The following is a 23,398-nucleotide window of genomic DNA, read 5'->3' as shown; positions in this document are numbered from 1 at the left end:
GCCCGCCGGGGTTTTCCCCGTGCCCGCCCGCCGAAAGGAGCCCCCGATGACCGCCGATGCCCTCGCCGTCATCCGCCCGCAATCTGAAGCCGAGCTGGCGGAGGTGCTGCGCGGCGCCAGCGCGCCGGTGGCGATCCGGGGCGGCGGCACGCGGCCTGTCGGGCTGATCCAGCCGGGCGGGGTGCTGGAAACTGGCGGGCTGTCCGGGATCACGCTGTACGAGCCGGGCGCGCTGACGCTGGTCGCGCGCGCCGGCACGCCGCTGGCCGAGGTCGAGGCGGCCCTCGCCGCCGAGGGTCAGCGCCTGCCGTTCGAGCCGATGGACCACCGCGCGCTTCTGGGCACCACGGGCGCGCCCACGCTGGGCGGCATGGTCGCCGCCAATGCCTCGGGGCCGCGGCGGGTGGTGGCGGGCGCCTGCCGCGACAGCCTGATCGGGGTGCGCTTCGTCGATGGCACCGGCAACGTGGTCAAGAATGGCGGGCGGGTGATGAAGAACGTCACCGGCTACGATCTGGTCAAGCTGATGGCGGGAAGCTGGGGCACGCTGGGCGTGTTGACCGAGGTCAGCTTCAAGCTGCTGCCCGCCCCCGACAGCGCGGCGACGCTGGTCTGGGACGGTCTCGACGCCGCGCAGGCGGTGGCGCTGATGTCCACCGCCCTGAGCCTGCCATGGGAGGTGAACGCCGCCTCCCATCTGCCCGACGGCCGCACCGCCCTGCGGATCGAGGGGTTCGAAGCCTCGGTCGAATACCGTGCCGAGGAACTTGCCACGGCGCTTGCGCGGTTTGGCCGCTCGGTGCGCCTGTCGCGCAAGGATAGCGTCACGCTGTGGCAGCAGGTGCGCGACGTCACGCCCTTCGCGTCGGGGCAGGGCGCGGGCGATGTCTGGCGTCTGTCGGTAAAACCCTCGGACGCGCCCGCGCTGGCGGCAAGCGCCGGGGGCGACGCGCTTTTCGACTGGGGCGGCGGGCTGGTCTGGCTGCGCCTGGCCGAGGGCACCGACCTGCGCGCCCGGCTGGGGACGTTCCGGGGGCACGCCACCCTCATCCGCGCCAGCGTCGAGGCGCGGCGCAACCTGCCCAGCTTTCAGCCCGAACCGGCCCCCGTCGCCGCGCTGTCGCTGGGCCTGCGCGCACGGTTCGACCCGCGCGGGCTGTTCAATCCCGGTCTGATGGGCTGAGCGGATGGATATCGTCCTGCTCATCCTCAGTCCCGCGCTGGTCGGCCTCGCCACGATCTTGCTGATGCGCCGGATCATCATCGGCCGCCGCGACCCCGAAAGCGGCGCGACTACCGGCATCGCGCTGTCGCTGACCATCGCCATCGCCGCGATGCTGTGCGTCGTCCTGCTGCGCGCGCCGGGCTACAGCCTGCGCGCCGAGGCCGCCTTTCTCTCGCTCATCGTTACGCTCTACAGCGTCTCTTGCGGCGCTTTCGGCGCGGCGTTGACGCAAACCCCGCTGCCCAAGGCGCTGGGCTTTGCCGTCGCCCTTCTGGCGCCGCTGACTTTCTGGATCTGGGGATAGACATGCAGACCACGTTCACGCCCGAACAGCTCAAGGCCCCCGCGATCCAACGTGCCAACGAGGTGTTGCGCACTTGCGTGCATTGCGGCTTCTGCACCGCCACATGCCCGACCTATCAGGTGCTGGGGGATGAACTCGACAGTCCGCGCGGGCGTATCTACCTGATCAAGGACATGCTCGAACAAGACCGCCCGGCGGATGAAAAGACCGTCAAGCATATCGACCGCTGCCTGTCCTGCCTTGCCTGCATGACGACCTGTCCGTCGGGCGTGCATTACATGCATCTCGTGGACATTGCCCGCGCGCATATCGAAAAGACCTATAAGCGCCCGCTCATGGACCGCTTCCTGCGCTGGACACTGGCGCGGATCCTGCCGCATCCCACCCGCTTTCGGCTGGCGCTGCTGGGCGCCAAGATCGGTCGTCCCTTCGCTTTCCTGATGCCCGATGCGCGGCTGAAGGCGATGCTGGCCATGGCGCCGAAACAGATCCCGCCCGTCAGCCGCAACGACGCGCCACAGGTCTTCCCGGTGCAGGGGCCGCGCCGGATGCGCGTCGCGCTGATGACCGGCTGCGCGCAAAAGGCGCTCAACACCGATATCAACGACGCCACGATCCGCGTGCTGACCCGGCTGGGCTGCGAGGTTGTCGTGGCCAGGGGCGCGGGCTGCTGCGGCGCGCTGACCCACCATATGGGCCAGACGGATCAGAGCCATGCCTCCGCCGCGCAGAATATCCGCGCCTGGATGGCCGAGGTCAGGGGCGAGGGCCTCGACGCCGTGGTCATCAACACCTCGGGCTGCGGCACCACGGTCAAGGATTACGGGCACATGTTCCGCAACGATCCGCTGGCCGACGACGCCGCGACGATTGCCGGGCTGGCGCGCGACGTGTCCGAGGTCCTGACCCAACTCAAGCCCGAGGGCGCGGCGCCTGAGCCCCTGCGCGTGGCCTATCACGCCGCCTGCTCGCTGCAGCATGGCCAGCAGATCAAGGACGCGCCGAAGGCGCTGCTCAAGCGGCTGGGATTCACGGTCGTCGAACCCGCCGATCCCCATCTGTGCTGCGGCTCGGCGGGGACCTACAACCTGCTCCAGCCCGAGATTTCGGGCGAGCTGAAACGCCGCAAGGTCGCCACGCTCGAAGCCAAGACGCCCGACGTGATCTCGGCAGGCAATATCGGCTGCATGATGCAGATCGGCTCCGGCACCGGCGTGCCGGTGGTGCACACGGTCGAGCTGGTCGATTGGGCGACAGGGGGCCCGAGGCCGGCGGCGCTGGGCGAGAGGGCGGGCGTGCCGGTCCTGACCTGATCCCGTCGGGTGCGTGCCCGCACGCACCCCCTCACCCCGGATTGCCCGCATACCGCGCCTTCGCTACCGTGCTGCGTGTGCAAGGCAGGTGCGTGCGATGGATGCGAGCGAGATCAGGGATGGAGAAAGCCTGAGGGCGTGGCTGGAAAGCCTGCCTGACCGCATCGGAGAAGAGGAAGCGCAGCGATGGGCCGTCCTGATCGCGCACAGGGCGGCGATGCGGGTCTTGCCGATTTATTGGCGGTGGCAACAGGTTGCGAAGCACAACAACCGTGATGCTAACGCGAACGAAGTACTGCGCGTGAACCTGATTGGCGGAGTTGGGGGTACCTATCCAACCCCGCCAATCAGGCAAGCCGTCGCCCACGCCGCCCATGCCGCGGGCCCCGCCGCCCATGCCACTAATCCTGCCGGCAATGCTGCGGCTGATGCCTCCCGAGCGGCAATCTTCGCCGCCGATGCATCCCTTGCTTCCCGTGCCGCTTTTGCGGCCGCCTATGCATCCCATGCCGCTGCCGGTACTGCCGTTGCTGTCTTTGCCGCCTGTGCCACCGACGCCTCCGCCCTGGAGGCAGGCACAGACCTCAATGCCGTACGGCTTTGGCCCGAGGAAAATCCGTTCGAATCGCAATGGTCCGAAATCCGCGACACCCTCTCGGATCAGGGGCCCGGCTGGCACTTCTGGCTCGACTGGTACGACAAGGCCCTCAAAGGCGAGGCACAGGACTGGGACCTCCTGACCAAGATCGCGCTGATCGACGACGCGGACTGGGACAAACCCGAAGCAGAAGTCAACGCGCTGATCGCCGGTATCGTGCATGAACATCGGTCTCAGGCGACGAAGCCACCAGACCCTCCGCAAATCACCGACGTTGAACGTTCACATATCCAACTCGTGCTCGCGACGCCGACCGCCTCGCGGCGCTCCGCTGAGTTCTTGCGCGTTCAGTTCGAGACCATGGAAGCAGCGTATCTGCGGCAAGTAGGCTGCCCCAATGAGACGCCGCCGGAACTCGAGCCGATTGTAACACTTGCGAAGACCTTCGGAAAAATCGCGCAATTGCTGGCCGAGACCTCTGACAAGGAGCTGCTCATCGTCAGGCTCGAAGAACAAATCAGAGTTCTCAAACAGCAAAACGCCACTCTCATCGCCTCGGCCAACGGTCCGAAAGCATCGTTGATGCGCGAAGTGTTTGCCGGATGTCTCGGCAGCGCAACGGGTGCGCTGCTCGCAACAATGATTACCACGAATTTCAGCTTCTTCGGCGGTCCCGCCGTGGCCGAAGGCGCAGAAGCTCTAAGCAATATTATCGAACCTTTGGAGCCCGGACCGGTCATCCCTATCTGGCCTTCTATTCCAAGAGATTAAGAAGTGGCGTCTCAAACTCTGATTGTTTGCTGATTTCACCCTGCCCCCAATACTCCCGCCGGAGGCGTCCCCACCCCTCCGCCAAAATTCCGCCACCATCGCCGGGCACACCCGTCTCAACCCCGCCTGCGAGACCCCATGCGCCTGATCGCCCTTCTCCTTGCCGTGTTTCCGCTCGCCGTGCAGGCCCAGCAGGACAGCCGCCTGCAGAGCCTGCAGACCGGCGATGCCAGCCGGGGGTGGGAGGCCGTGGGTCGGCTCAACATGCAGGGCGTGGGCTTTTGTACCGCGACGCTGATCTCGGACACGCTGGTGCTGACCGCCGCGCATTGCCTGTTCGACCGCCGCACCGGTGTGCGGCTGCCCGAGGACCGTCTGGAATTCCTCGCCGGGTGGCGCACGGGCCGGGCCGAGGCGATCCGCGGCATCCGGCGGTCGTCGATCTGGCCGCAATTCGACTTCGCCGCCGGGGCCGAGCTGGGCAATGTCCCTGCCGATATCGCGCTGCTCGAACTCGACCGCCCGGTGCGGACCACGGCGATCCTGCCCTTCCGGGTGGCCGATCGCGGTGTCGAGACCGGCGATTCGGTGGCCGTGATCAGCTATGCCCGCAACCGCGCCGAGGCCCCTTCGATTCAGGAAAGCTGCCATGTCGTCGAGCAGCGCCATGACGGGATCACCGTGTTCTCGTGCGATATCGATTACGGCGCGTCCGGCTCGCCGGTTTTCATCGTCGAGGCGGGCGAGCCACGCATCGTCTCGGTGATCTCGGCGCGGGTCGAAAGCAGCGACCGGCCGCTCTCGCTGGGCATGGTGTTCGGCGAGCGGGTGCGCCAGCTTGCCGATCAGCTGAGCCCGGGCGCGGGCGCTGCCGGGGCGCCCGTGCGTCCCGGCCAGCAGGGCGCGCGCGATTCGGCGCGTTTCGTGCGGCCCTGAGATCCGCCCTTCGACCGGCTCGTTTCTCCCTTTTTGTCGCCGGTGATCGGGGGTCTTGAAACCCCGTTCAAGGCTTCCCACATCCATTGCATCGGGCGCCCATCAGGGGCCCGGTACCCCGCCCGGCCGGATGATCCGGCGGGCAAAACACTGATAACGCTTATCAAAGCAGACATCGCTTATCGAAGGATGACTCACATGCGTACGTTTGACCCGACCCCGCTGTTCCGCGCCTCGGTTGGTTTCGACCGGATGGCCGACCTGATGGATCGCGTTCTCGCTGCCGAACCCGTGCAGCCGACCTACCCGCCCTACAACATCGAAAAGACCGACGAGAATGCCTATCGCATCTCGGTCGCGGTTGCCGGTTTCAGCGCCGATGAGCTGAACGTCGAGATGAAGGAAAACGGCCTGACCATCTCGGGCCGCAAAGGCGAGGACAAGGACGAGCAGCGCAGCTATCTGCATCGTGGCATCGCCACCCGCGCCTTCGAGCGCCGCTTCCACCTTGCCGACCATGTCCGCGTCTCGGGCGCGACCCATGCCGACGGCATGCTGCATATCGATCTCGTGCGCGAGATCCCCGAAGCGCTCAAGCCGCGCCGGATCGAAATCGCCAGCGCGCATTCGGGCGAGCAACTGGTCGATGCCTCCGCGGCGTAAAAGTTGACGCCTCGGCGGCTCCGAGGTCTCCGCTGCCGAAGCGTGAAGGAGGGCGTGCCTGCAAGGGCGCGCCCTTTTCGCTGCGCGCATGCGCCCCTTCCGCAGTGCGCCGCTTCCGGGTTACCACTCGGGGAACGCGAACAGAGAGGCCCGCCGCGTCATGCTGAATTTCGAAACCTGGGATGTCTTCACCCGCACGCCGTTTTCCGGCAATCCGCTGGCTATCGTCCACGACGCGGGCGATCTGACCGTGGCGCAGATGCAAACCATCGCGCGCGAATTCAACCTGTCGGAAACCATCTTCACCCTGCCACCGCGTGACCCGGCGCACCGGGCGCGCGTGCGGATCTTCTTTCCCACCGCCGAGATCCCCTTTGCCGGTCATCCGACGATTGGTTGCGCAATCGCCCTGTCTGGTCTGGCCGAACCGGGGCCGGATGCCACCGCGCAGCTGGTGCTCGAGGAAGAAGCGGGCCTTGTCCCGGTCACCATCACCCGCAAGAGCAACGCGGTCAGCGCCGAATTCACGGCGCCCGTGACACCGCATGCCGCGCCCGGCAAGGCCGATCCGGCGCTTTGCGCAGCGGCGCTGGGCGTCAAAACGCTGGGTACCGAGGGGCACGCCGCCCCGGTGATCTGGCAGGGCGGACCCACCTTCCTGTACATCCCGCTGCCCGATCTCGCCACGCTGCAAGCCGCGCGCCCGATCGAGCCGCATTGGTCCCGGCTGATGGACGAAGCCGGGGTCGATAGCGCGTGGTGCTATGTGAAAACGCCCGAGGGCTACCGCGCCCGGATGTTTTCGCCCACTGCCGGCATTCCCGAAGACCCCGCCACCGGTTCGGCCAGCGCGATCTTCGCCGCCGAGCTTCACGCCCGCGGATTGCTGCCCGAGGGCGCCACGCCGATCCGCATCGATCAGGGTGTCGAGATGGGGCGTCCCTCGCAGATCTTCGTCACGCCCGAAATCGTGCAGGGCATGCTGCAGGCCGTTCGTGTCGCCGGGAGCGCGGTGAAAATCGCCGAAGGCCGCATCGCGCCGCCCCCGGCCTGAGCGCGCGCGCGCCCCTTCATTCTGCCGAAAATACTCACCCGCGCGACTGGAACCCGCGCGGCGGCCCGGATGTTCAGAACACAGCCGCCACCTCGTACATCACCGGCTCGAAGCGCGAACACAGCGCCGAGATCGCGCGATTGCGCTCGCGCATTTCGGGCGTGCGCAGCATGGCCTGAAAATCGCCGCGCTTCTCCCAGCGCGAATAGGTGCTGATCCGGGTCTGCGCGTCGTTCACGTGGATCGCGCCGCCCAGAAAGCCCGGCTGGTGCTGGATTACCGAGTCATAGGCATCCGTCAGCATCTCCAGAACGTCGCTGCAGGTGCCCGGCGTCATCTCGAAGGTCGAGATCACGGTCTGACCGTCGAAATCGGGGGTAATGGCAATGGGCATGAGAGTCCTCCCTTGGCTGGCCCCATGGTGCCCCCTTGCGGGCGCGGTGCAAAGGGTTATGTTGCCGCGTACCTCGGGGGGCCGGCGAACGCTGGCTGAGATGTGGCACGGCCGCGGACCCGTTGAACCTGAACCGGTTAAGACCGGCGGAGGGAAGGTGACAGGTTTTTCCTCACCCCGACCCCGCCCGTCGCAATGGAGGATAGACCATGACCAATCCGACCCTTGCCACGGGACTGCTTTCGGCCTTGTGCCTTGCCGTCCCCGCCACGCTTCCGCTCGCCGCGTCGGCGCAGACGCCGGAATTGCGCGTGCTGACCTATGACAGCTTCACCGCCGAATGGGGCCCCGGCCCGCAGATCGAAGCCGCGTTCGAAGAGACCTGCGGCTGCGATCTGGTCTTCGAATCGGCGGGCGACGGCGCGGCGATGCTGGCGCGGCTGATGCTGACCGGCGACCGGACCGAAGCCGACGTCGTGGTCGGTCTCGACACCAACCTGACCGCCGCCGCGCTGGACGCGGGGCTGATCGCGGAACACGGACTTTCGCCCGATCTCGACCTGCCGATCGCGTGGGATGACGCGCATTTCATCCCCTTCGACTGGAGCTGGTTCGCTTTCGTCTACGACACCACCCGCATCGACACCCCGCCCGCCAGCTTCGCCGAGCTGATCGACAGCGACCTGAGCGTGGTGATTCAGGATCCGCGCTCCTCCACGCCGGGGCTTGGCCTGTTGATGTGGGTCGAGGCGGCCTATGGCGATGAAGCCCCGGCGATCTGGGAAGGGCTGGCGCCGCGCATCCTCACCGTCACCCCCGGCTGGTCCGAGGCTTATGGCCTGTTCCTTGAAGGCGAGGCCGATATGGTGCTGAGCTACACCACCTCGCCCGCCTATCACATCATCGCCGAGGACGATGAGACCAAGGCCGCGGCCCTGTTCGAGGAAGGCCATTACATGCAGGTCGAGGTCGCGGGCATCGTCGCCAATACCGACCAGCCGGACCTGGCCGCGCAGTTCATGGAATTCGTGACCTCGGACACGTTCCAGTCGATCATCCCCGAAACCAACTGGATGTACCCGTCCGTGATGCCCGACGCGGGCCTCGCCGAAGGGTTCCAGGGTCTGATCCGTCCCGAAACCTCGCTGCTTTTCCCGGCGGACGAGGCACAGGCGCGGCGCGATGCGGCGCTTGATGTGTGGCGGGATGCGCTGGCACGCTGAGCCCCTGTGGATGAAGACCGGCGCCGCCCTTGTGGCGGCGCTTCTTCTTGCGCTGAATTTCGGCGCGCTGGTCGCCGTTGCACTGCGCGCCGAGCATAGCACCGGCTGGGGCGCCGCTGACTGGGCCGCGCTGCGCTTCACGCTTTGGCAGGCGGCCCTGTCGGCGCTGGTCTCCGTCGCGCTGGCGATCCCCGTCGCCCGCGCGCTGGCGCGGCGTCGCTTCGCCGGGCGCCGCGCGCTGATCGTGCTGATGGGCGCGCCCTTCATCCTGCCGGTTCTGGTGGCAGTCGTGGGTTTGCTGGCGCTCTTGGGACGCAACGGGATTCTCAACGACCTGCTCGACCTTGCCGGGCTGCCCCGGCTGCAGATCTACGGGCTGCATGGTGTGGTGCTGGCGCATGTCTTCCTGAACCTCCCGCTCTCGGTCCGGCTGTTGTTGCAGGGCTGGGCACGCATCCCGGCCGAGCATCTGCGCCTGCAGGCGGCTCTGGGCTTTGGCGGGCTGGCGCGGTTCCGGCTGATCGAGGCGCCGATGCTGGCCCGTATTGTGCCCGGCACGCTGGCGGTGGTGTTTCTCATCTGCCTGACCTCGTTCGCGGTGGCGTTGACGCTGGGCGGAGGGCCGCGCGCGACGACGCTGGAGCTGGCGATCTATCAGGCCTTCCGTTTCGATTTCGACCTTGGGCGCGCGGCGCTGCTGGCAGCGGTGCAGGCCGGGGTGGGGCTGGCGGCACTCTTGCTGCTTGCGCGGCTGGCCCTGCCGGAAACCGGCGCCGTGGGCATGGACCGCCCCGCGCCCGCGCCGCCCGGCGGGCTGGTCCGCGTGCTTGATGCCACGGCGATCGGGCTTGCCGCTTTGTTCCTGCTGGCGCCCTTGACGCTGGTGATCCTGCGCGGGCTGCCCTATGTCGCCGGGCTGCCACCGGTGATCTGGTGGGCGACCGGGCGCTCGCTGCTGGTGGCTTCGGCCTCGGTTCTGTTGCTGGCTGTGTTCGCGGCGCTTCTGACCGCCGCCGCCTTGCGCCGCACTTGGCCCGAGATCCTTGGCGCCTCGGCGCTCGTGGCCTCGCCCCTCGTGATCGGTACCGGGTTGTTCCTGATGGTCAATCCGTGGATCGACCCGCAGCGTCTTGCCCTGCCGGTGACCGCGCTGGTCAACGCGGCGATGGCGCTGCCCTTCGTGCTGCGCGCGATCATTCCCGCCGCGCGCCGGGCCGAGGCCGATTTCGCCCGGCTTTCGGCCTCGCTCGGGCTTGGGCCGGTGGCGCATTGGCGGCTGGTTCTGTGGCCACGGCTGCGCCGCCCGGCGGGCTTCGCGCTGGGGCTGGGCGCGGCGCTGTCGCTGGGCGATCTGGGGGTCATCGTGCTGTTCGCGCAAACGGGCTCTGAAACCCTGCCGATGGAGATGCACCGCCTTCTGGGCGCCTATCGCAGCGGCGATTCCTCGGGCGCGGCTGTTCTGCTGCTGGGCCTGTCGCTGGGCGCCTTCGTCGCGCTCGAACGTCTGATCGGAGGCCGCCATGCTGAGGCTTGAGAACACCGACATCACGCTGGGCAGCTTCCGGCTGCAAGCGGATCTGAGCGTCGCCGACGGCGCGCGGGTGGCGGTGATGGGGCCGTCAGGCGCGGGGAAATCCACGCTGATCGGCGCGGTGGCGGGTTTCGTGCCGCTCCGTTCCGGGCAGGTGCTGTGGGACGGGACCCGCATCGACACGCTTGCCCCGGCCAAGCGCCCGCTTTCCATCCTGTTTCAGGATAACAACCTGCTGCCGCATCTGAGCGTGTTCGACAACGTCGCGCTGGGCGCCGATCCCAATCTTCGGCTGAAGCCCGATCAACGTGGGGCGGTGAAGCAGGCGCTGGCTGAAACCGGGCTCGACGGGCTGGAGGCCCGCAAACCCGGTCAGCTTTCGGGCGGGCAGATCAGCCGCGCGGGGCTTGCGCGGGTTCTGCTGCGCGCGCGTCCTGTGATCTTGCTCGACGAACCCTTCGCCGCGCTGGGTCCGGCGTTGAAGCGGCAGATGCTGGACCTTGTCGCGCGTATCGCGGACGAGACGGGCGCGACGGTGCTGATGATCACCCATGACCCCGAGGACGCGCGCCGGCTGTGCGACTCTATCCTGCTCGTGGCCGATGGCGTGGCGCATCCGCCCGCGCCGACCGAGGCTTTGCTGGCCGATCCGCCGCCCGCTCTGAAAGCGTATCTGGGCTAGATCCCGCAGAGCCGTGCGACGGTCGCCCGGGCCGCGCCGGTGCCCGACAGGCGGAAGCGGGTGACGCTTTCGCCGGAACTGTCGCGCATCTCCATGCCCAGACCGCCCGCCAGCGCGTCGAGGAATTCGGGCGTCAATCCGCCATCGGCCAGCCAATAGCGGTCGTTGGGGCGGTATTCGAACGTGCCTGAAAAGGGCTGTCCGTCGATCAGCAGCGTCACCGACTCGCGGCCCGGCTGTTCGGGTGACAGCACCGATTCCGCCAGCCCCGGTCCGCGATAGGCGTCGAAGATCATGCGCCCGCGCGGATTGCCGGCGTCGCAAGACAGCGTCAGCCGGCCCAGATGGTTGTCGCCCTCGGCCGACATCTCGACCCGGCCACCGCGCTCCAGCACCATCCAGCGACCGGGCTGCACGTAGCGAAAGCCCGTCTCGTCGCCCCAGCGCCCGGCGGCGATCCACTGCGCCTGCGCGGGCAGGGCGGCGGCAAGGGTCAGAAGCGGCAGCAGGGCAAGGAAAGCGGTTCGAACCATGGTAACAACGTCTCGGCTGAAATCGGGCGCCGAAACCCTAGCGGCGGGAAATTGTCGTTTCCAGACCGCCAAACGCAAAACGCGCCCCGAAGGGCGCGTTTCGACAGATTTGTGATCGACGAGGCTCAGCCCTGCTTGGCCTGGTTCTTGATCGGCGCCCAGAGGCGCTTGTTGGTCAGGTACAGCAGCGAGGCCAGCATGGCGAGGAACAGCACGCCGATGAAGCCCCACATCTTGCGCTGCGGCAGGTGCGGCTCGGCCGCCCACATCAGGAATGCCGCGACGTCCTGCGCCATCTGCTCTTCGGTGGCCGGGGTGCCGTCCGAATACTCGACCAGATCCTCGAACAGGACCGGGGGCATGGCGACATTGCCGCCGAACGCTTCGTTCTCGTAGAACAGCGCGCCCGCCATCTCGGTTTCCTCGCCGGTGAAGCCGGTCAGGAACGACGCGATGTATTCCGGGCCACCCATCCCGTGGATGAGCTGGTTGATGCCCAGACCATAGGGGCCGTGGAAACCGGCGCGGGCCTTGGCCATCAGGCTCAGGTCCGGCGCGTTTTCCAGCGACGAGCCGGGGAAGTGGTCGGTCAGTTCAGCGGCGCGGTAACCGCCCTCGCCGTCCTCGACTTCATGCTCGGCGGCGAAGGCGCGAAGCGTGTCGCCCTCGACCGCCGGGCCGGTTTCGTCCGACAGCGAACGGAACGCGACCATGGTCAGGCCGTGACAGGCCGAACAGACCTCGTTGTAGACCTGCAGGCCGCGCTGAAGCTGCGCGCGGTCATAGGTGCCGAACGGACCCTCGAACGAGAAGGCGAAGTCGTGGACATGGCCACCTTCGCCCGCCGCCAGCGCCGGAGCGCTGCCGAGCGAGAGGACCGCCAGGGTCGAAAGGAGTAGTTTGCGGAACATGGGTATCACCTTTTCCTTTCGATCACTCGGCCGGGATCTGTTCAGGCGCGGGGCCCGACTTCTTGGCTTTGAGATGCGACTTGAAGTCCTGCTCGATGGTCGCCGGCGGGGTCTTCGGACGCTCAAGCACGCCCAGAAGCGGCAGAACCACCAGGAAGTAGGCGAACCAGTAGGTCGCACCGATCAGCGAGATCGTCGAGTAGGGCGGTTCGGCGGGCATGGCACCGGCCCACATCAGCACGACAAAGTCGATCACCAGCAGCCAGAAGAACGACTTGAACATCGGACGATAGCGGCCCGAGCGCACCGACGAGGTGTCCAGCCACGGCGTCAGAGCCATGACCGCGATCGCGCCGAACATCGCCAGCACGCCGAAGAACTTGGCGTCGATGATGCCGAACGAGATCCAGTTGGCGAACATCACGACCCAGACATCGGCGGTGAAGGCGCGCAGGATCGCGTAGAACGGCAGGAAGTACCATTCCGGGACGATATGCGCCGGCGTCGAAAGCGGGTTGGCCATGACGTAGTTGTCGGGGTGGCCCAGGAAGTTCGGCATGAAGGCGACGATCGCCCAGAACACCAGCAGCACAACGACCAGCGCGAACAGGTCCTTGATCACGAAGTACGGCCAGAAGGGCAGGGTGTCCTTCTCAGCTTCTTCCTTCGAGCCGCGACGCACTTCGACGCCCGTCGGGTTGTTGTTGCCGGTGGTGTGGAAGGCCCAGATGTGGACGATCACAAGACCCGCAATGACGAAGGGCAGCAGGTAGTGCAGCGAGAAGAAGCGGTTCAGCGTGGCGTTGCCGACCGCCGGTCCGCCCAGCAGCCATTGCTGGATCGGTTCGCCGATACCCGGGATCGCGCCGAACAGGCCGGTGATCACGGTGGCGCCCCAGAACGACATCTGACCCCACGGCAGCACGTAGCCCATGAAGCCCGTGGCCATCATCAGCAGGTAGATCAGCATGCCGACGATCCAGGTCACTTCGCGCGGGGTCTTGTAGCTACCGTAGTAGAGGCCGCGGAAGATGTGGATGTAGACGGCGAAGAAGAACAGCGAAGCGCCGTTGGCGTGCAGATAGCGCAGCATGTAGCCGCCGTTCACGTCGCGCATGATGTGCTCGACCGAACGGAAGGCCATGTCGGCATGCGGCGTGTAGTGCATCACCAGCACGATGCCGGTGACGATCTGCAGCGCCAGGCAGAAAGCAAGGACGATGCCCCAGATCCACCACCAGTTCAGGTTCTTCGGCGTGGGGATCATCAGGGTGTCGTAGAGAAGCCCGACGATCGGCAGGCGGCGGTTAAGCCACTTCTCCGCACCGGTCTTGGGCTCGTAATGGTCGTGGGGAATTCCGGACATGCTTCTGTCTCTCCCTTAGCCGAGCTGGATGGTGGTGTCGTCGACGAAGCTGACGATCGGAATATGCAGGTTCTGCGGCGCCGGACCACGGCGGATACGGCCCGCGGTGTCGTAGTGCGACCCGTGGCACGGGCAGAACCAGCCGCCGAAATCGCCCGAGCCATTGCCCAGCGGCACGCAACCGAGGTGCGTACACACGCCGGTCATGATCAGCCATTCTTCCTTGCCGGCAATCGCGCGGTTCTCGTCCGTGGCGGGCGAGCCTGCGGGCAGGTTCGGGTTCTCGGCGTTCTGGTCGATCAGATCCGACAGCTCGACGGCGCGCGCGGCGTCGATCTCTTCCTGTGTCCGGTGGCGGATGAACACGGGCTTGCCGAGGAAGTTCACCGTCAGCTGCGTGCCGACCGCGACACCGCTGATGTCGACGAAGATCGACGACAGGGCCTGCACATCGGCCGAGGGATTCATCTGGTTCACAAGCGGCCAGACAGCCGCGCCTGTGGCAACGACACCGGCACCGGCCGTCGCGTAATACAGGAAATCGCGGCGGGTGCCTTCGTGCTCTTCTGCGTGGGACACGAGCGTTTCTCCATTGTCACTGGGGCCGGTTGACCCGACCGCATGCGTTCAGGGCTGTGGTCGCCCACACCCCATCCGTGCTCGCGCTTTTAACGGGGGCGCAAGCCCGCGTCCAGCATACAATGGGCTGTATGCGCGTGAGTAAATGTCACACGCAGGCCGATCCGAATCACGCCGGGTTTTGGCGCTTCGCTGAGTGTTTCGGCGTCATGCGGCGCTCTGCGGCGGGGCGAAGGCATCGGCAGCAGGGCACCCGTCCGCTGCGCCGCGCGGCCCGAGTCGCGGGCAGGGCCGCTATTGGGGCAGCGTCGCCTGCATCGAGTCGCGCCCGGCAAAGCGCGCCGACCACGCCGCCAGCGCGGGATGTTGCGCGGCCCAGTCGCGCTCGGCAAAGCGGAAATCCAGATAGGACAGCGCGCAGCCTGCCGCGATCACGCCGATGGTCAGCGGCCCTTCGAGATGCGCCATCCAGCGTTGTTCAAGCACCGACAGGGCGCGCGAAACCTTGCCCCACTGACCCTCGACCCAGTCGCTGGCTTGCTGCTCGGGCGCGCGCAGCACGGTTTCGTAGCGCATCAGAAGCGCCGCATCGAGGATGCCGTCGGCGGTCGATTCGAGCGTCAGCGCCTCCCATAGGGCGGGCGCGGCGGGGTATAGGCCGGCGCCTTTGGGGCTTTGCGCGGCCAGATAGCGGCAGATCACCCGGCTGTCATACAGCGCGCAGCCATCCTCGCGTTCCAGCGCGGGCACCTTGCCCAGCGGGTTGGTGCCCAGAAGCGACTGCGCGGGGGCAACCGGCGTTCCCGAGCCGGGTACAAGTCGCACGTTGTCCAGTTGTCCGGTCTCGTGCAGCACGATCATCACCTTGCGCACATAGGGCGAGGTCGGGCTGTGGTGAAGCGTCATCATGGTGGCGGATCCTGTGGCCGGGGCGTTGCAATCCAGCGTATCACCTGCGCGCCAAAGGTCCATCGGCGCCCGCCCGTCGCGCCGCCGCTTCGGCAAGGGGCCGCCAGTCCCGCCGCCGCCCCCAGACCGGTGGCGCGCGCACGCGGTGCTTGATGCCCCGGCCCGCAACCCGTTAACTGCCGGCATGGCAAGATCGAGACGGGCAGCGACCCCGAAAAAGAAGAAAAAGGGCAAGCGCCCGGGAATGCTCGACCGGCTGGCCGCGGGCATCCGCCGGCTGTTCCGCTGGGCGTTGCTGGGCCTTCTGGGGCTGGCCGTGCTGCTGGTCGCGTGGATCGCGCTCTATCGCTTCGTGAACCCGCCCACCGGCTGGTACATGGCAAGCGAATCGCGCCGTCTCGGTGGCATCCAGCACGAATGGGTCGATTTCGACGATGTCGCCCGCGCCATGCCGCTGTCGGTGGTCGCCGCCGAGGACGCGAATTTCTGCCGCCACTGGGGTTTCGACATGGGCGCGATCCGGCTTGCACTGGAAGAGGGCGGGACGCGCGGCGCCTCGACCATTAGCCAGCAGGTGGTGAAGAACACCTTCCTGTGGCATGGGCGCAACTGGCTGCGCAAACTGCTGGAAGCGGTGCTGACCCCGGTGGTCGAGATCCTCTGGCCCAAAGAGCGTATCCTCGAAGTCTATATGAACATGGCCGAGTTCGACGAAGGCGTGTTCGGCGTGCAGGCGGCGGCGCGGCACTATTTCGACACCGACGCCGCCGGTCTGGGCGCGCGGCAGGCCGCGCTTCTGGCCTCGGTGCTGCCCGCGCCGCAAAGCCGTAATGCGGCCCGGCCCGACGCTTTCATGGAGCGCCGCGCCCGCGCCATCCGCGACGGCGCCGCCACCATCACCCGTGACGACCGCTCGGCCTGTTTCGGGGGCTGAGCGCACGCCTTCACCGCCCGGGCGGCTCGGCAAGCGGGCAACACCCCGCGCGCTTCGCCACCTAGGCCGGCCACGGGCGGTTGCAGTCCGCGCCGGGGGCGTGCGAAGGAAAGGGAAAGCCCAAATGAATGCGCCCATGCAGACGCAAGTCCACCTGCTCCACCATGTCCCGCTCTCGCCCTTCTGCCGCAAAGTGCGGCTGACGCTGGCCGAGAAACGCATCCCCTTCTCGCTGAAGGAAGAACGCTACTGGGAGGGCGGGACCGAATTCCTGCGCCTCAACCCCGCCGGCAAGGTCCCGATCCTGCGCTACGAGGGGCGGCTTTTGTACGAAAGCCAGGCAATTTGCGAATTCCTCGACGAGATCCACCCGACGCCGCCGCTGCTGCCCGACGATCCCGCCGGGCGCTACGAGGTGCGCAGGCTGTGTGCGTGGTTCGACGACAAGTTCCACACCGAGGTGACGGCCAACCTGCTCTATGAGCGGGTGAACAAGAAGATCATGGGCACCGGCTATCCCGATAGCCAGAACATCAAGACCGGCTCGGCGCGGATCAAGTACCATCTCGATTACATGAGCTGGCTTCTAGAACATCGCCGCTGGATCGCCGGGAACGCGCTGTCGCTTGCCGATTTCGCCGCCGCCGCGCATCTGAGCTGCCTCGATTACATTTCAGACGTGGACTGGGACCGCGCGCCCTCGGTCAAGGCGTGGTACGCGACGATCAAGTCGCGCCCGGCCTTCCGCCCGCTTCTGGCCGATCAGGTCCCGGGCTTCCCGCCGCCCCGGCGCTATGCCGATCTCGATTTCTGAGCGGGCTCGCAGCGGCTCGGGTCGGGCAGGGCGGCTTTCCGCCCTTCGGTCACGACCAAAGCAAGGGGGGCTGTCCGCCCCCCTCGGCGCTGACGCGCCTCACCCCCCGAGGATATTTGGAGATCAAAGATGGGGCTGAAAGCGGCCCTTGAAGCGCGTGCCAGAGACGAGGGTTTCGCGGCGATGGGCGTGACCCGGCCCGATGCGCTGCCCGAGCTGGCCGGGCGCTTGGAGGCTTTTGTCGCGGCTGGCTATCACGGGCAGATGGGTTGGATGGCCGAGCGGATGCATTGGCGCGGCGACCCCGCCGCGCTCTGGCCCGAGGCACGCTCGGTCATCATGCTGGCCGAGCTCTATTCCCCGGACGAGGACCCGATGGAGGCCGTCGCGCGGCGCGAGGCGGGGGCGATCAGCGTCTATGCGCGCGGGCGCGACTATCATGACGTGGTAAAGAAACGGCTCAAGCGGCTGGGCCGCTGGCTGATCGAGGAGGCCGCGCGGCAGGGCGAGACAGCCGGGATCAAGGTCTTCGTCGATACTGCGCCGGTGATGGAAAAGCCGCTGGCGCAGGCGGCAGGGCTGGGCTGGCAGGGCAAGCACACCAATCTTCTGGGCCGCGATCTGGGCAACTGGTTTTTTCTGGGGGCGATCTTTACCACGCTGGAGCTGGAGCCCGACGCGCCCGCGCGCGAGCGTTGCGGATCCTGCACCGCCTGCCTGACGGCTTGTCCGACCGATGCCTTTCCCGCGCCTTTCAAGCTGGATGCGCGGCGGTGCATTTCCTACCTGACGATCGAGCATCACGGCCCGGTGGACGAGGATCTGCGCGCCAAGATGGGCAACCGGATCTATGGCTGCGACGATTGCCTTGCGGCCTGTCCGTGGAACAAGTTCGCCGCCGAGGCCTCCGAAGTGAAATACGCGGCCCGCGACGATCTGATCGCGCCGCCGCTCGCCGAGCTGGCGGCGCTGGACGATGCGGGCTTCCGCGCGCGGTTTTCCGGCTCGCCCATCAAGCGGATCGGGCGCGACCGCTTCGTGCGCAACGTGCTCTATGCGATCGGCAATTCCGGCGCGCCGCATTTGCGCCCCTCGGCTGAGGCACTGCTGGACGATCCTGATGCCACGGTGCGCGACGCTGCCCGCTGGGCTGTCGCGCGGCTTACGCGCTAGGCCAGGGGCGCTGCGGATAGTCGCGGTCGTAGAAGGGCTGATCGGGGCCGTCGCTCAGCGATGCCTCGCGCCAGCGCCGGAACGAGGGATGCGCGAGATGGGCGGCGACATAGGCCTGTTCGGCCTCGCCCACGGGCAGGTTGTAGCCCGCGATCCGGGCGGCGACCGGGGCGTAGAACACGTCGGCCAACGAATAATCGCCGCAAAGCCACGGGCCCGTGCTGCCGGTTTCCTGTCGCGCCCAGTCCCAGATCAGCGCAAGCCGCGCCAGATCCCTGAGCACCGGCTCGGGCGGGGCGCAATCGGCGTAGCTGACGCGCAGGTTCATCGGGCAGTGATCGCGCAGCGCCATGAAGCCCGCATGCATCTCCGACACGAGCTGGCGTGCGACGGCGCGCGCGCGCGGATCGGCGGGCCAGAGCCCGGCATCGGGATGGCGGGTTGCGAGTTCCTCGGCGATAGCGAGGGATTCCGAGACCACGAGTCCGTCGGGCATCCGCACGGCGGGCACGGTCTTGGCGGGAAAATACTGCGCCAGCGTCTGCGCGAAGCCGGGCTCGTACAGCCGGGTCACGGTCAGGTCATGCGTGATGCCGAAGGCGTCGAACATCAGCCAGCCGCGCAGCGACCAGCTGGAATAGGCTCGGTCGGCGATGCAAAGGTCGTAGGTCATGGAAAGTCGGCTCCGAAACAGGGATGCTGACTTGGTTTCACACCCGCCCGGTTCTGGCAAATCAGCTTTTGTGCGCCAAATGATGACTTTTTTCGATTCATTGATGAACCAAATCGTCTCTCGCGCGTAATCCCTGCATAGACGGGAGACGACGATGGCGCTGGACACCACTGGAACCGACCGCATGGCACGTCAGGCGATGCGGGCTGAATTGCTCGATGCCGAGACCGAATTGCAGCTTGCCCGCGCATGGCGCGATGAACGTGACGAACGGGCCCTGCACAGGCTGGTGACCGCGTATATGCGTCTCGCGATCTCGATGGCGTCGCGCTATCGCCGCTACGGCGCGCCGATGGGCGATCTGATTCAGGAAGCGGGTCTGGGGCTGATGAAGGCCGCCGAACGCTTCGATCCTGATCGCGGCGTGCGCTTCTCGACCTACGCAGTGTGGTGGATCAAGGCCTCGGTGCAGGATTTCGTCATGCGCAACTGGTCGATGGTGCGGACCGGCTCCACGACCTCGCAAAAAGCGCTCTTTTTCAACATGCGCCGCGTTCAGGCGGAATTGCAGCGCGAGGCGCGGCAGGCCGGCGAAGAACTGGGCGGGCCCGAATTGATGGGGCGCGTGGCCCAGCGGCTGGGTGTGCCCGTGCATGACGTGATGATGATGGACGGGCGCCTTGCCGGCGGGGATTTGTCGCTGAACGCCAAGCCTTCGGGCGAGGATGACGGCCACGAATGGATCGACACGATCGAAGACGAAGCCTCGGCGCAGGGTGAGGTGGTTTCGGACCGCGAAGATAACCGGGTGTTGCGCGGCTGGCTCGCGCAGTCGATGGCGGCGCTCAATCCGCGCGAACGGATCATCGTCTCGGCCCGCAAGCTGGGCGAAGAGCCGCGCACGCTGGAATCGCTTGGGGCCGAGCTCGGCCTGTCGAAGGAGCGCGTGCGCCAGATCGAAGCGGCGGCGTTGGCCAAGATGAAACGCGATCTTGTCAGCCGGGCACCGGGGGTCTACGCCTTCTTCGCATGAAGGCGACGACACTGACTGTTCTGATCGCAGCCATGCCCGCACTCCTCCGGGCAGAGCCAGTACCGCAATCCGATCTCGACCGGCTGCCCCCGGCGCAGATCCTTGTGCTGGGCGAGGTTCACGACAACCCGCAGCATCATCTCAATCAGGCGCGCGCCATCGGGGCGCAGCGGCCTGCGGCCGTGGTCTGGGAAATGCTGACGCCGGAACAGGCGGCGGCGATGCCCGGGGACCGGACCGACGCAGAGGCGCTGGCTGTCGCTTTGGGCTGGGCCGAAAGCGGCTGGCCCGATTTCGCTCTGTATTTCCCGATCTTCGAAGCAGCGGGCTCGGCCCGTCATTACGGCGCGGGCATCCCGCGCCCTGAAGCGCGCCGCGCGTTTTCGGAGGGGGCGGCGGCGGTGTTCGGTCCCGAGGCCGCGCGGTTCGGACTGGACGCGGCGCTTCCCACAGCCGAGCAGACGGCGCGAGAGGCCGCGCAATTCGACGCCCATTGCGCCGCGATGCCGATCGGGATGATGGGCGGCATGGTCGAGGCACAGCGCCTGCGCGATGCGTCGCTCGCCCGCGCGGCTTTGCTGGCTCTCGATGAGACCGGCGGCCCGGTGGCGGTGATTGCCGGATCAGGCCATGCCCGCCGCGATCACGGCGCGCCCGCCCTCATCGCGCAGGCCGCACCCGGGGTGAGCGTGCTGGCGCTGGGACAGACGGAAAGCGACCCGGGCCCCGATGCGCCCTATGATCTGTGGGTGATCACCGAGCCGGTGGACCGTCCCGATCCCTGCGAAAGCTTGCGCTAAAGGGTGAGGGAAAAGGGGGGCCGTCTGCCCCCCTCTTGGCCTGCGGCCAATTCACCCCCCGAGGATATTTGTGGATTAAAGATGGGCTGAGCCTCACGCGGCGCTGCGTGCACCCGGGAAATGGGCGTCGATTGCAGCGACCAGCTTTTCCACCATGAGCGCGCCATATTTGGCATTGGCGTGATGCGGATCGGGTGTTCCCTTGGCGGTATGGGTCTGCGCGAAGTCCGGCAGCAGGAAGCCGTCTTCATCGGTGACGCCCTCGGGCGGGGCGACGAAGGGGATGTCGCGCGCGGCCAGCCAGCCGCGTAGGCTGGCGCGGGCACGGCGATCCACCTCCAGAAGCGGCCCGGTCGGAATGCCCGAGCGAATGTTCGGGGTATCCTTGCGCAAGGGCGGGCACGACACGACTAGAAACCGCGCGCCTATCGCGGCGAGATTTTCGAGAAACGCTCGGATATGCGACTGGTCGTCGAAAATGATCTGATCGATCACCGCGTCTGAAAGGGGTCTCTGGCGCGCCCCGGCAAGCGCCGAAGGGGCAGCTTCGCCCCAAAAACGGCCGCGCAGGATGCGGAAATTATGCGTGCCCATCACGACGGCCCAAACATGGGTCGCGTCGATGCTGTCGCTGCCAGTAGCCTGCCGCAAATTTTGTGCGTAATCGGGATCGCGCATCACCACCCGGTCACCCGCTCGCTGCGCGAAGGGAGTGACTTCGATCGCGCCCGAGCCGAAACCGAAAAACTGAACGTGCTCGGGCGGGATGCTCAGTGTCTTGGCCCCCTTGGCAAGCGCGACGGTATGCGAATTGCCTGCTACGAAAACCGTCATTGTCCAAACGCCTCAAGCAGGGCCTCTTCGCAGACAAGATCGTCATCCTGCGCTGCGGCTCTTGGTGCTGGGCGGGCGGGCATCGTCGGGCTTTCGGCCTCGGCCATCGGTTCTTCGCCACCGATCGAGCCGAAGAACACGTCCATGACCCGCGCCACGCCCTCGCTCGCGACGTTGCGCAGGTTGGGCATGTAGGACATCGCCCGCATTGGATGCGCGGCGACCAGCTCATACGAGGGGAAGTAATCGACGCAATCGTGACTGTCGTACAATTCCGCCGCCACCGCGCGCAGGATCGATTTCGACTGCATCGTTGCCACCAGAACATGCTGGTCGCTGGCAGTCGCAGTGAGCGGCACGGGCGAGACGGTGAACAGGAACTTCATCGCCGGATTGCGCGCACGGGCGATTTCGATGAAGCGGTTCATGTCGGTGAGCGTTTCAAGGAATGAGAAATTCTTGAACCGGTACTTCGCCGCGTCGAACGTGCCGCCGACGGTGCCGGGACATGTGGGCAGAACGACATCGTCGGCCACGCATTCCCAGGCCTCTGTCAGGCCCAGAGTGAAGACAAAGAGATCGGTGTTATCGAGAAGTGTCGCCACCTGTTGCAGGTGCCATTCCCGGTCCCGCGCCAGTTCGGCGGCGTCCGAGAATCCATCGGGCTCGATCGCTGGCCGAAACGGATCGCGCGCGCGGCCGTCAGGGTCAATCCAAGCTGTTTCCGAGGGTTCCAGCGACCCGTCGCCGCGCGCCAACATCTGCACCAGTTGGCGGGCGGTGTAGATATTGCCGTAGCGCGCGGAATAGAGGTCGAAGCCGAACTTATGCCAGTTCTCGCGCGCCAGCATCGGCGGCGCGGGTTCGAGGTCGACGAAGTTATAGCCTCGGCGCTTGAATTGCGCCCCGATATGCTGGGCGAAACAACTGCCGGCGCAGGTAATCCGCATCTTGCGGTCGATGTCGAAGCGCGGGCGGTAAATATCGGGCCAGGCCAGCGGCGAATGATCGGCGACCCCCGACCTCCAGAACGCGCGCTTGGGCAGGTCACTGTAGGGGTTGGTCATGGCCGTTTTCCTGTTTGACGAGGGTTTACTCTACTTTAGGGCGGTAATCGGTCCGTGCCAATGCGCCATTTCGCGCGTGCAGAAACCTGCCGGTTTGGGGGCCGTCTGCCTCCCTCTTGGCCTGCGGCCAATTCACTCCCCCGAGGAAATATTAGGAACAAAGATAGGGCATTAAGCTTTCGTTAAGCCCTTTCAGTTTGCTCCAAATACTCATCCTCCGCCGTCGTTTGCACCACCGCAGGGCGCGCAAGTCTCAGCGGTAGGTTTGATCGTCCGAGGGGAAAGCGCGGGATTTGACTTCGTCGGCATAATCCGACACCGCGCGCTCGATCATCCCGCCGAGCGCGCCGTAAACCTTGACGAATTTCGGCGGGCGCGGGTTCAGGCCCAGCATGTCTTCCAGCACCAGAATCTGCCCGTCGCAATCGGCCGAGGCGCCGATGCCGATGGTAGGGATCTCGACCTGCGCGGTGATCTCGCGGGCGAGGGGTTCGACCACGCCCTCGACCACCACGGCGAAGGCACCGGCTTCGGCTACCGCCTTGGCGTCGTCGATGTGGTGGGCCCAGGTCGCCTCGTCGCGTCCCTGCGTCTTGAAGCCGCCCATGACATTGGTCGATTGCGGCGTCAGGCCGACATGCGCCATCACCGGGATGCCGCGATCCACGAGGTAGCGGATGGTCTCGGCCATGCGCGCGCCGCCTTCCAGCTTGATCGCCTGGCATTGCGTCTCGGACATGATCCGCGCGGCGTTGCGGAAGGCCATCTGAGGGCTTTCCTCGTAGGTGCCGAAAGGCATGTCGACAACGATGAGCGCGCGCTTGGTGCCGCGCACGACCGCCTTGCCGTGGGTGATCATCATGTCGAGCGTCACGCCCACGGTCGATTCCATGCCGTGCATGACCATCCCGAGGCTGTCACCCACCAGAATGAAATCGGCGTATTTGTCGACGATGGCCGCGGTATGCGCGTGATACGAGGTCAGCGACACGATCGGCTCGCTGCCTTTGCGGGCGCGGATCTGCGGCACGGTGATACGGCGAATCGGGGCTTGGGCTGACATGGGGCTTCTCCTCCT

Annotated in this window: 25 protein-coding genes and 1 riboswitch; of the genes, 15 read left to right on the top strand and 10 right to left on the bottom strand. The window is 66.6% G+C overall.

What is annotated here, in order from left to right; genetic code table 11:
* The first annotated feature begins 70 nt into the window (after positions 1–70).
* The 7 genes from JI664_RS11645 to JI664_RS11615 all read left to right on the top strand — a co-directional run bounded on the left by JI664_RS11645 (position 71) and on the right by JI664_RS11615 (position 6,864).
* Positions 71–1,183, top strand: a complete 1,113-nt coding sequence (locus JI664_RS11645; protein WP_207014088.1) for an FAD-binding protein — start codon at positions 71–73, stop codon at positions 1,181–1,183.
* 4 nt (positions 1,184–1,187) lie between these two features.
* Positions 1,188–1,529, top strand: coding sequence for a hypothetical protein (locus tag JI664_RS11640; RefSeq protein WP_207013891.1), 342 nt, complete (start codon positions 1,188–1,190; stop codon positions 1,527–1,529).
* Positions 1,530–1,531: 2 nt separating this feature from the next.
* Positions 1,532–2,842, top strand: coding sequence for a glycolate oxidase subunit GlcF (glcF, locus tag JI664_RS11635; RefSeq protein ID WP_207013890.1), 1,311 nt, complete (start codon positions 1,532–1,534; stop codon positions 2,840–2,842).
* A gap of 97 nt (positions 2,843–2,939) precedes the next feature.
* Complete coding sequence (locus tag JI664_RS11630; protein ID WP_207013889.1) at positions 2,940–4,211, top strand: hypothetical protein; 1,272 nt, start codon at positions 2,940–2,942, stop codon at positions 4,209–4,211.
* Positions 4,212–4,349: 138 nt separating this feature from the next.
* Positions 4,350–5,147, top strand: a complete 798-nt coding sequence (locus tag JI664_RS11625; RefSeq protein ID WP_207013888.1) for a trypsin-like serine peptidase — start codon at positions 4,350–4,352, stop codon at positions 5,145–5,147.
* A 198-nt stretch (positions 5,148–5,345) separates the two neighbouring features.
* Positions 5,346–5,810, top strand: a complete 465-nt coding sequence (locus JI664_RS11620) for an Hsp20 family protein (protein WP_207013887.1) — start codon at positions 5,346–5,348, stop codon at positions 5,808–5,810.
* A gap of 160 nt (positions 5,811–5,970) precedes the next feature.
* Positions 5,971–6,864 (top strand): PhzF family phenazine biosynthesis protein, encoded by an 894-nt coding sequence (locus JI664_RS11615; RefSeq protein ID WP_207013886.1) that lies wholly within the window; start codon positions 5,971–5,973, stop codon positions 6,862–6,864.
* A 73-nt stretch (positions 6,865–6,937) separates the two neighbouring features.
* Here JI664_RS11615 and JI664_RS11610 read toward each other — a convergent pair whose 3' ends face one another.
* On the bottom strand, positions 6,938–7,258 hold the full coding sequence (locus JI664_RS11610; protein ID WP_207013885.1) for an antibiotic biosynthesis monooxygenase family protein: 321 nt from the start codon (positions 7,256–7,258) through the stop codon (positions 6,938–6,940).
* A gap of 64 nt (positions 7,259–7,322) precedes the next feature.
* Positions 7,323–7,430, top strand: a riboswitch (TPP riboswitch).
* Between the two features lie 37 nt (positions 7,431–7,467).
* Between JI664_RS11610 and thiB the strand changes: the two genes are divergently transcribed.
* The 3 genes from thiB to JI664_RS11595 are packed head-to-tail and all read left to right on the top strand — an operon-like array spanning position 7,468 to position 10,694.
* Complete coding sequence (gene thiB / locus JI664_RS11605) at positions 7,468–8,481, top strand: thiamine ABC transporter substrate binding subunit (protein WP_207013884.1); 1,014 nt, start codon at positions 7,468–7,470, stop codon at positions 8,479–8,481.
* Between the two features lie 10 nt (positions 8,482–8,491).
* A complete protein-coding gene (locus JI664_RS11600; RefSeq protein WP_286174063.1) occupies positions 8,492–10,015 on the top strand; it encodes a thiamine/thiamine pyrophosphate ABC transporter permease ThiP in 1,524 nt (507 codons plus the stop codon).
* A complete protein-coding gene (locus JI664_RS11595) occupies positions 10,002–10,694 on the top strand; it encodes an ATP-binding cassette domain-containing protein (protein ID WP_207013883.1) in 693 nt (230 codons plus the stop codon). Before JI664_RS11600 ends, JI664_RS11595 begins: the two co-directional genes overlap by 14 nt.
* Here the strand turns inward: JI664_RS11595 and JI664_RS11590 are convergent.
* The 5 genes from JI664_RS11590 to JI664_RS11570 all read right to left on the bottom strand — a co-directional run bounded on the left by JI664_RS11590 (position 10,691) and on the right by JI664_RS11570 (position 14,989).
* Positions 10,691–11,227: a hypothetical protein gene (locus JI664_RS11590; protein ID WP_207013882.1), complete on the bottom strand. Its 537-nt coding sequence runs from the start codon at positions 11,225–11,227 to the stop codon at positions 10,691–10,693. The two genes, JI664_RS11595 and JI664_RS11590, sit on opposite strands and share 4 nt — an antisense overlap.
* A 125-nt stretch (positions 11,228–11,352) precedes the next feature.
* Positions 11,353–12,138: a cytochrome c1 gene (locus tag JI664_RS11585; protein ID WP_207013881.1), complete on the bottom strand. Its 786-nt coding sequence runs from the start codon at positions 12,136–12,138 to the stop codon at positions 11,353–11,355.
* Positions 12,139–12,160: 22 nt separating this feature from the next.
* Entirely contained in the window at positions 12,161–13,504 is a 1,344-nt protein-coding gene (gene petB / locus JI664_RS11580; protein WP_207013880.1) for a cytochrome b, read from the bottom strand.
* Between the two features lie 15 nt (positions 13,505–13,519).
* Positions 13,520–14,083, bottom strand: a complete 564-nt coding sequence (petA, locus tag JI664_RS11575; protein ID WP_207013879.1) for a ubiquinol-cytochrome c reductase iron-sulfur subunit — start codon at positions 14,081–14,083, stop codon at positions 13,520–13,522.
* Between the two features lie 294 nt (positions 14,084–14,377).
* The gene (locus JI664_RS11570) at positions 14,378–14,989 is read right to left on the bottom strand and encodes a glutathione S-transferase (RefSeq protein ID WP_207014086.1); all 612 of its coding nucleotides are present in this window, start codon (positions 14,987–14,989) and stop codon (positions 14,378–14,380) included.
* A gap of 247 nt (positions 14,990–15,236) precedes the next feature.
* On the opposite strand from JI664_RS11570, the gene mtgA reads away from it, so the two are divergent.
* From mtgA to queG, 3 genes are all read left to right on the top strand, one after another.
* On the top strand, positions 15,237–15,926 hold the full coding sequence (gene mtgA, locus JI664_RS11565; RefSeq protein ID WP_286174062.1) for a monofunctional biosynthetic peptidoglycan transglycosylase: 690 nt from the start codon (positions 15,237–15,239) through the stop codon (positions 15,924–15,926).
* A 136-nt stretch (positions 15,927–16,062) separates the two neighbouring features.
* Entirely contained in the window at positions 16,063–16,740 is a 678-nt protein-coding gene (locus tag JI664_RS11560; protein WP_207013877.1) for a glutathione S-transferase family protein, read from the top strand.
* Between the two features lie 129 nt (positions 16,741–16,869).
* Entirely contained in the window at positions 16,870–17,913 is a 1,044-nt protein-coding gene (queG, locus tag JI664_RS11555) for a tRNA epoxyqueuosine(34) reductase QueG (protein ID WP_207013876.1), read from the top strand.
* Here the strand turns inward: queG and JI664_RS11550 are convergent.
* Complete coding sequence (locus JI664_RS11550) at positions 17,903–18,586, bottom strand: glutathione S-transferase (RefSeq protein ID WP_207013875.1); 684 nt, start codon at positions 18,584–18,586, stop codon at positions 17,903–17,905. The genes queG and JI664_RS11550 overlap by 11 nt on opposite strands.
* A 154-nt stretch (positions 18,587–18,740) precedes the next feature.
* Here JI664_RS11550 and JI664_RS11545 point away from each other — a divergent pair, with 154 nt between their 5' ends.
* On the top strand, positions 18,741–19,619 hold the full coding sequence (locus JI664_RS11545; RefSeq protein ID WP_207013874.1) for an RNA polymerase factor sigma-32: 879 nt from the start codon (positions 18,741–18,743) through the stop codon (positions 19,617–19,619).
* A 32-nt stretch (positions 19,620–19,651) separates the two neighbouring features.
* Positions 19,652–20,419, top strand: coding sequence for a ChaN family lipoprotein (locus tag JI664_RS11540; RefSeq protein WP_286174061.1), 768 nt, complete (start codon positions 19,652–19,654; stop codon positions 20,417–20,419).
* Between the two features lie 93 nt (positions 20,420–20,512).
* On the opposite strand, the gene JI664_RS11535 is transcribed toward JI664_RS11540, so the two are convergent.
* The 3 genes from JI664_RS11535 to panB form a co-directional block, all read right to left on the bottom strand.
* Complete coding sequence (locus JI664_RS11535) at positions 20,513–21,253, bottom strand: hypothetical protein (protein WP_207013872.1); 741 nt, start codon at positions 21,251–21,253, stop codon at positions 20,513–20,515.
* Positions 21,250–22,320 carry a GSCFA domain-containing protein gene (locus tag JI664_RS11530; protein WP_207013871.1) on the bottom strand — a complete coding sequence of 357 codons (1,071 nt, stop codon included), beginning with the start codon at positions 22,318–22,320 and terminating at the stop codon, positions 21,250–21,252. Before JI664_RS11530 ends, JI664_RS11535 begins: the two co-directional genes overlap by 4 nt.
* Positions 22,321–22,573: 253 nt before the next feature.
* Positions 22,574–23,383 carry a 3-methyl-2-oxobutanoate hydroxymethyltransferase gene (gene panB, locus JI664_RS11525; RefSeq protein ID WP_207013870.1) on the bottom strand — a complete coding sequence of 270 codons (810 nt, stop codon included), beginning with the start codon at positions 23,381–23,383 and terminating at the stop codon, positions 22,574–22,576.
* Positions 23,384–23,398: the final 15 nt, after the last annotated feature.

The organism is Rhodobacter sp. NTK016B, assembly GCF_017303295.1.
Taxonomy (GTDB): domain Bacteria; phylum Pseudomonadota; class Alphaproteobacteria; order Rhodobacterales; family Rhodobacteraceae; genus Pararhodobacter.
Note: the sequence above shows the minus strand (reverse complement) of the source record. Positions and strands in the feature narration are given on the sequence as shown.

What these genes read in the sequence shown, in the direction of transcription:
- JI664_RS11595 (WP_207013883.1), top strand. Translation starts at nt 10,002, where the DNA reads ATGCTGAGGCTTGAGAACACCGACATCACGCTGGGCAGCTTCCGGCTG.
- JI664_RS11625 (WP_207013888.1), top strand. Translation starts at nt 4,350, where the DNA reads ATGCGCCTGATCGCCCTTCTCCTTGCCGTGTTTCCGCTCGCCGTGCAG.
- JI664_RS11540 (WP_286174061.1), top strand. Translation starts at nt 19,652, where the DNA reads ATGCCCGCACTCCTCCGGGCAGAGCCAGTACCGCAATCCGATCTCGAC.
- mtgA (WP_286174062.1), top strand. Translation starts at nt 15,237, where the DNA reads ATGCTCGACCGGCTGGCCGCGGGCATCCGCCGGCTGTTCCGCTGGGCG.
- JI664_RS11630 (WP_207013889.1), top strand. Translation starts at nt 2,940, where the DNA reads ATGGATGCGAGCGAGATCAGGGATGGAGAAAGCCTGAGGGCGTGGCTG.
- panB (WP_207013870.1), bottom strand. Translation starts at nt 23,383, where the DNA reads ATGTCAGCCCAAGCCCCGATTCGCCGTATCACCGTGCCGCAGATCCGC.
- JI664_RS11620 (WP_207013887.1), top strand. Translation starts at nt 5,346, where the DNA reads ATGCGTACGTTTGACCCGACCCCGCTGTTCCGCGCCTCGGTTGGTTTC.
- JI664_RS11640 (WP_207013891.1), top strand. Translation starts at nt 1,188, where the DNA reads ATGGATATCGTCCTGCTCATCCTCAGTCCCGCGCTGGTCGGCCTCGCC.
- JI664_RS11570 (WP_207014086.1), bottom strand. Translation starts at nt 14,989, where the DNA reads ATGACGCTTCACCACAGCCCGACCTCGCCCTATGTGCGCAAGGTGATG.
- JI664_RS11590 (WP_207013882.1), bottom strand. Translation starts at nt 11,227, where the DNA reads ATGGTTCGAACCGCTTTCCTTGCCCTGCTGCCGCTTCTGACCCTTGCC.
- JI664_RS11560 (WP_207013877.1), top strand. Translation starts at nt 16,063, where the DNA reads ATGCAGACGCAAGTCCACCTGCTCCACCATGTCCCGCTCTCGCCCTTC.
- JI664_RS11535 (WP_207013872.1), bottom strand. Translation starts at nt 21,253, where the DNA reads ATGACGGTTTTCGTAGCAGGCAATTCGCATACCGTCGCGCTTGCCAAG.
- petB (WP_207013880.1), bottom strand. Translation starts at nt 13,504, where the DNA reads ATGTCCGGAATTCCCCACGACCATTACGAGCCCAAGACCGGTGCGGAG.
- JI664_RS11615 (WP_207013886.1), top strand. Translation starts at nt 5,971, where the DNA reads ATGCTGAATTTCGAAACCTGGGATGTCTTCACCCGCACGCCGTTTTCC.
- JI664_RS11550 (WP_207013875.1), bottom strand. Translation starts at nt 18,586, where the DNA reads ATGACCTACGACCTTTGCATCGCCGACCGAGCCTATTCCAGCTGGTCG.
- JI664_RS11530 (WP_207013871.1), bottom strand. Translation starts at nt 22,320, where the DNA reads ATGACCAACCCCTACAGTGACCTGCCCAAGCGCGCGTTCTGGAGGTCG.
- JI664_RS11610 (WP_207013885.1), bottom strand. Translation starts at nt 7,258, where the DNA reads ATGCCCATTGCCATTACCCCCGATTTCGACGGTCAGACCGTGATCTCG.
- queG (WP_207013876.1), top strand. Translation starts at nt 16,870, where the DNA reads ATGGGGCTGAAAGCGGCCCTTGAAGCGCGTGCCAGAGACGAGGGTTTC.
- JI664_RS11585 (WP_207013881.1), bottom strand. Translation starts at nt 12,138, where the DNA reads ATGTTCCGCAAACTACTCCTTTCGACCCTGGCGGTCCTCTCGCTCGGC.
- JI664_RS11545 (WP_207013874.1), top strand. Translation starts at nt 18,741, where the DNA reads ATGGCGCTGGACACCACTGGAACCGACCGCATGGCACGTCAGGCGATG.
- thiB (WP_207013884.1), top strand. Translation starts at nt 7,468, where the DNA reads ATGACCAATCCGACCCTTGCCACGGGACTGCTTTCGGCCTTGTGCCTT.
- glcF (WP_207013890.1), top strand. Translation starts at nt 1,532, where the DNA reads ATGCAGACCACGTTCACGCCCGAACAGCTCAAGGCCCCCGCGATCCAA.
- JI664_RS11600 (WP_286174063.1), top strand. Translation starts at nt 8,492, where the DNA reads ATGAAGACCGGCGCCGCCCTTGTGGCGGCGCTTCTTCTTGCGCTGAAT.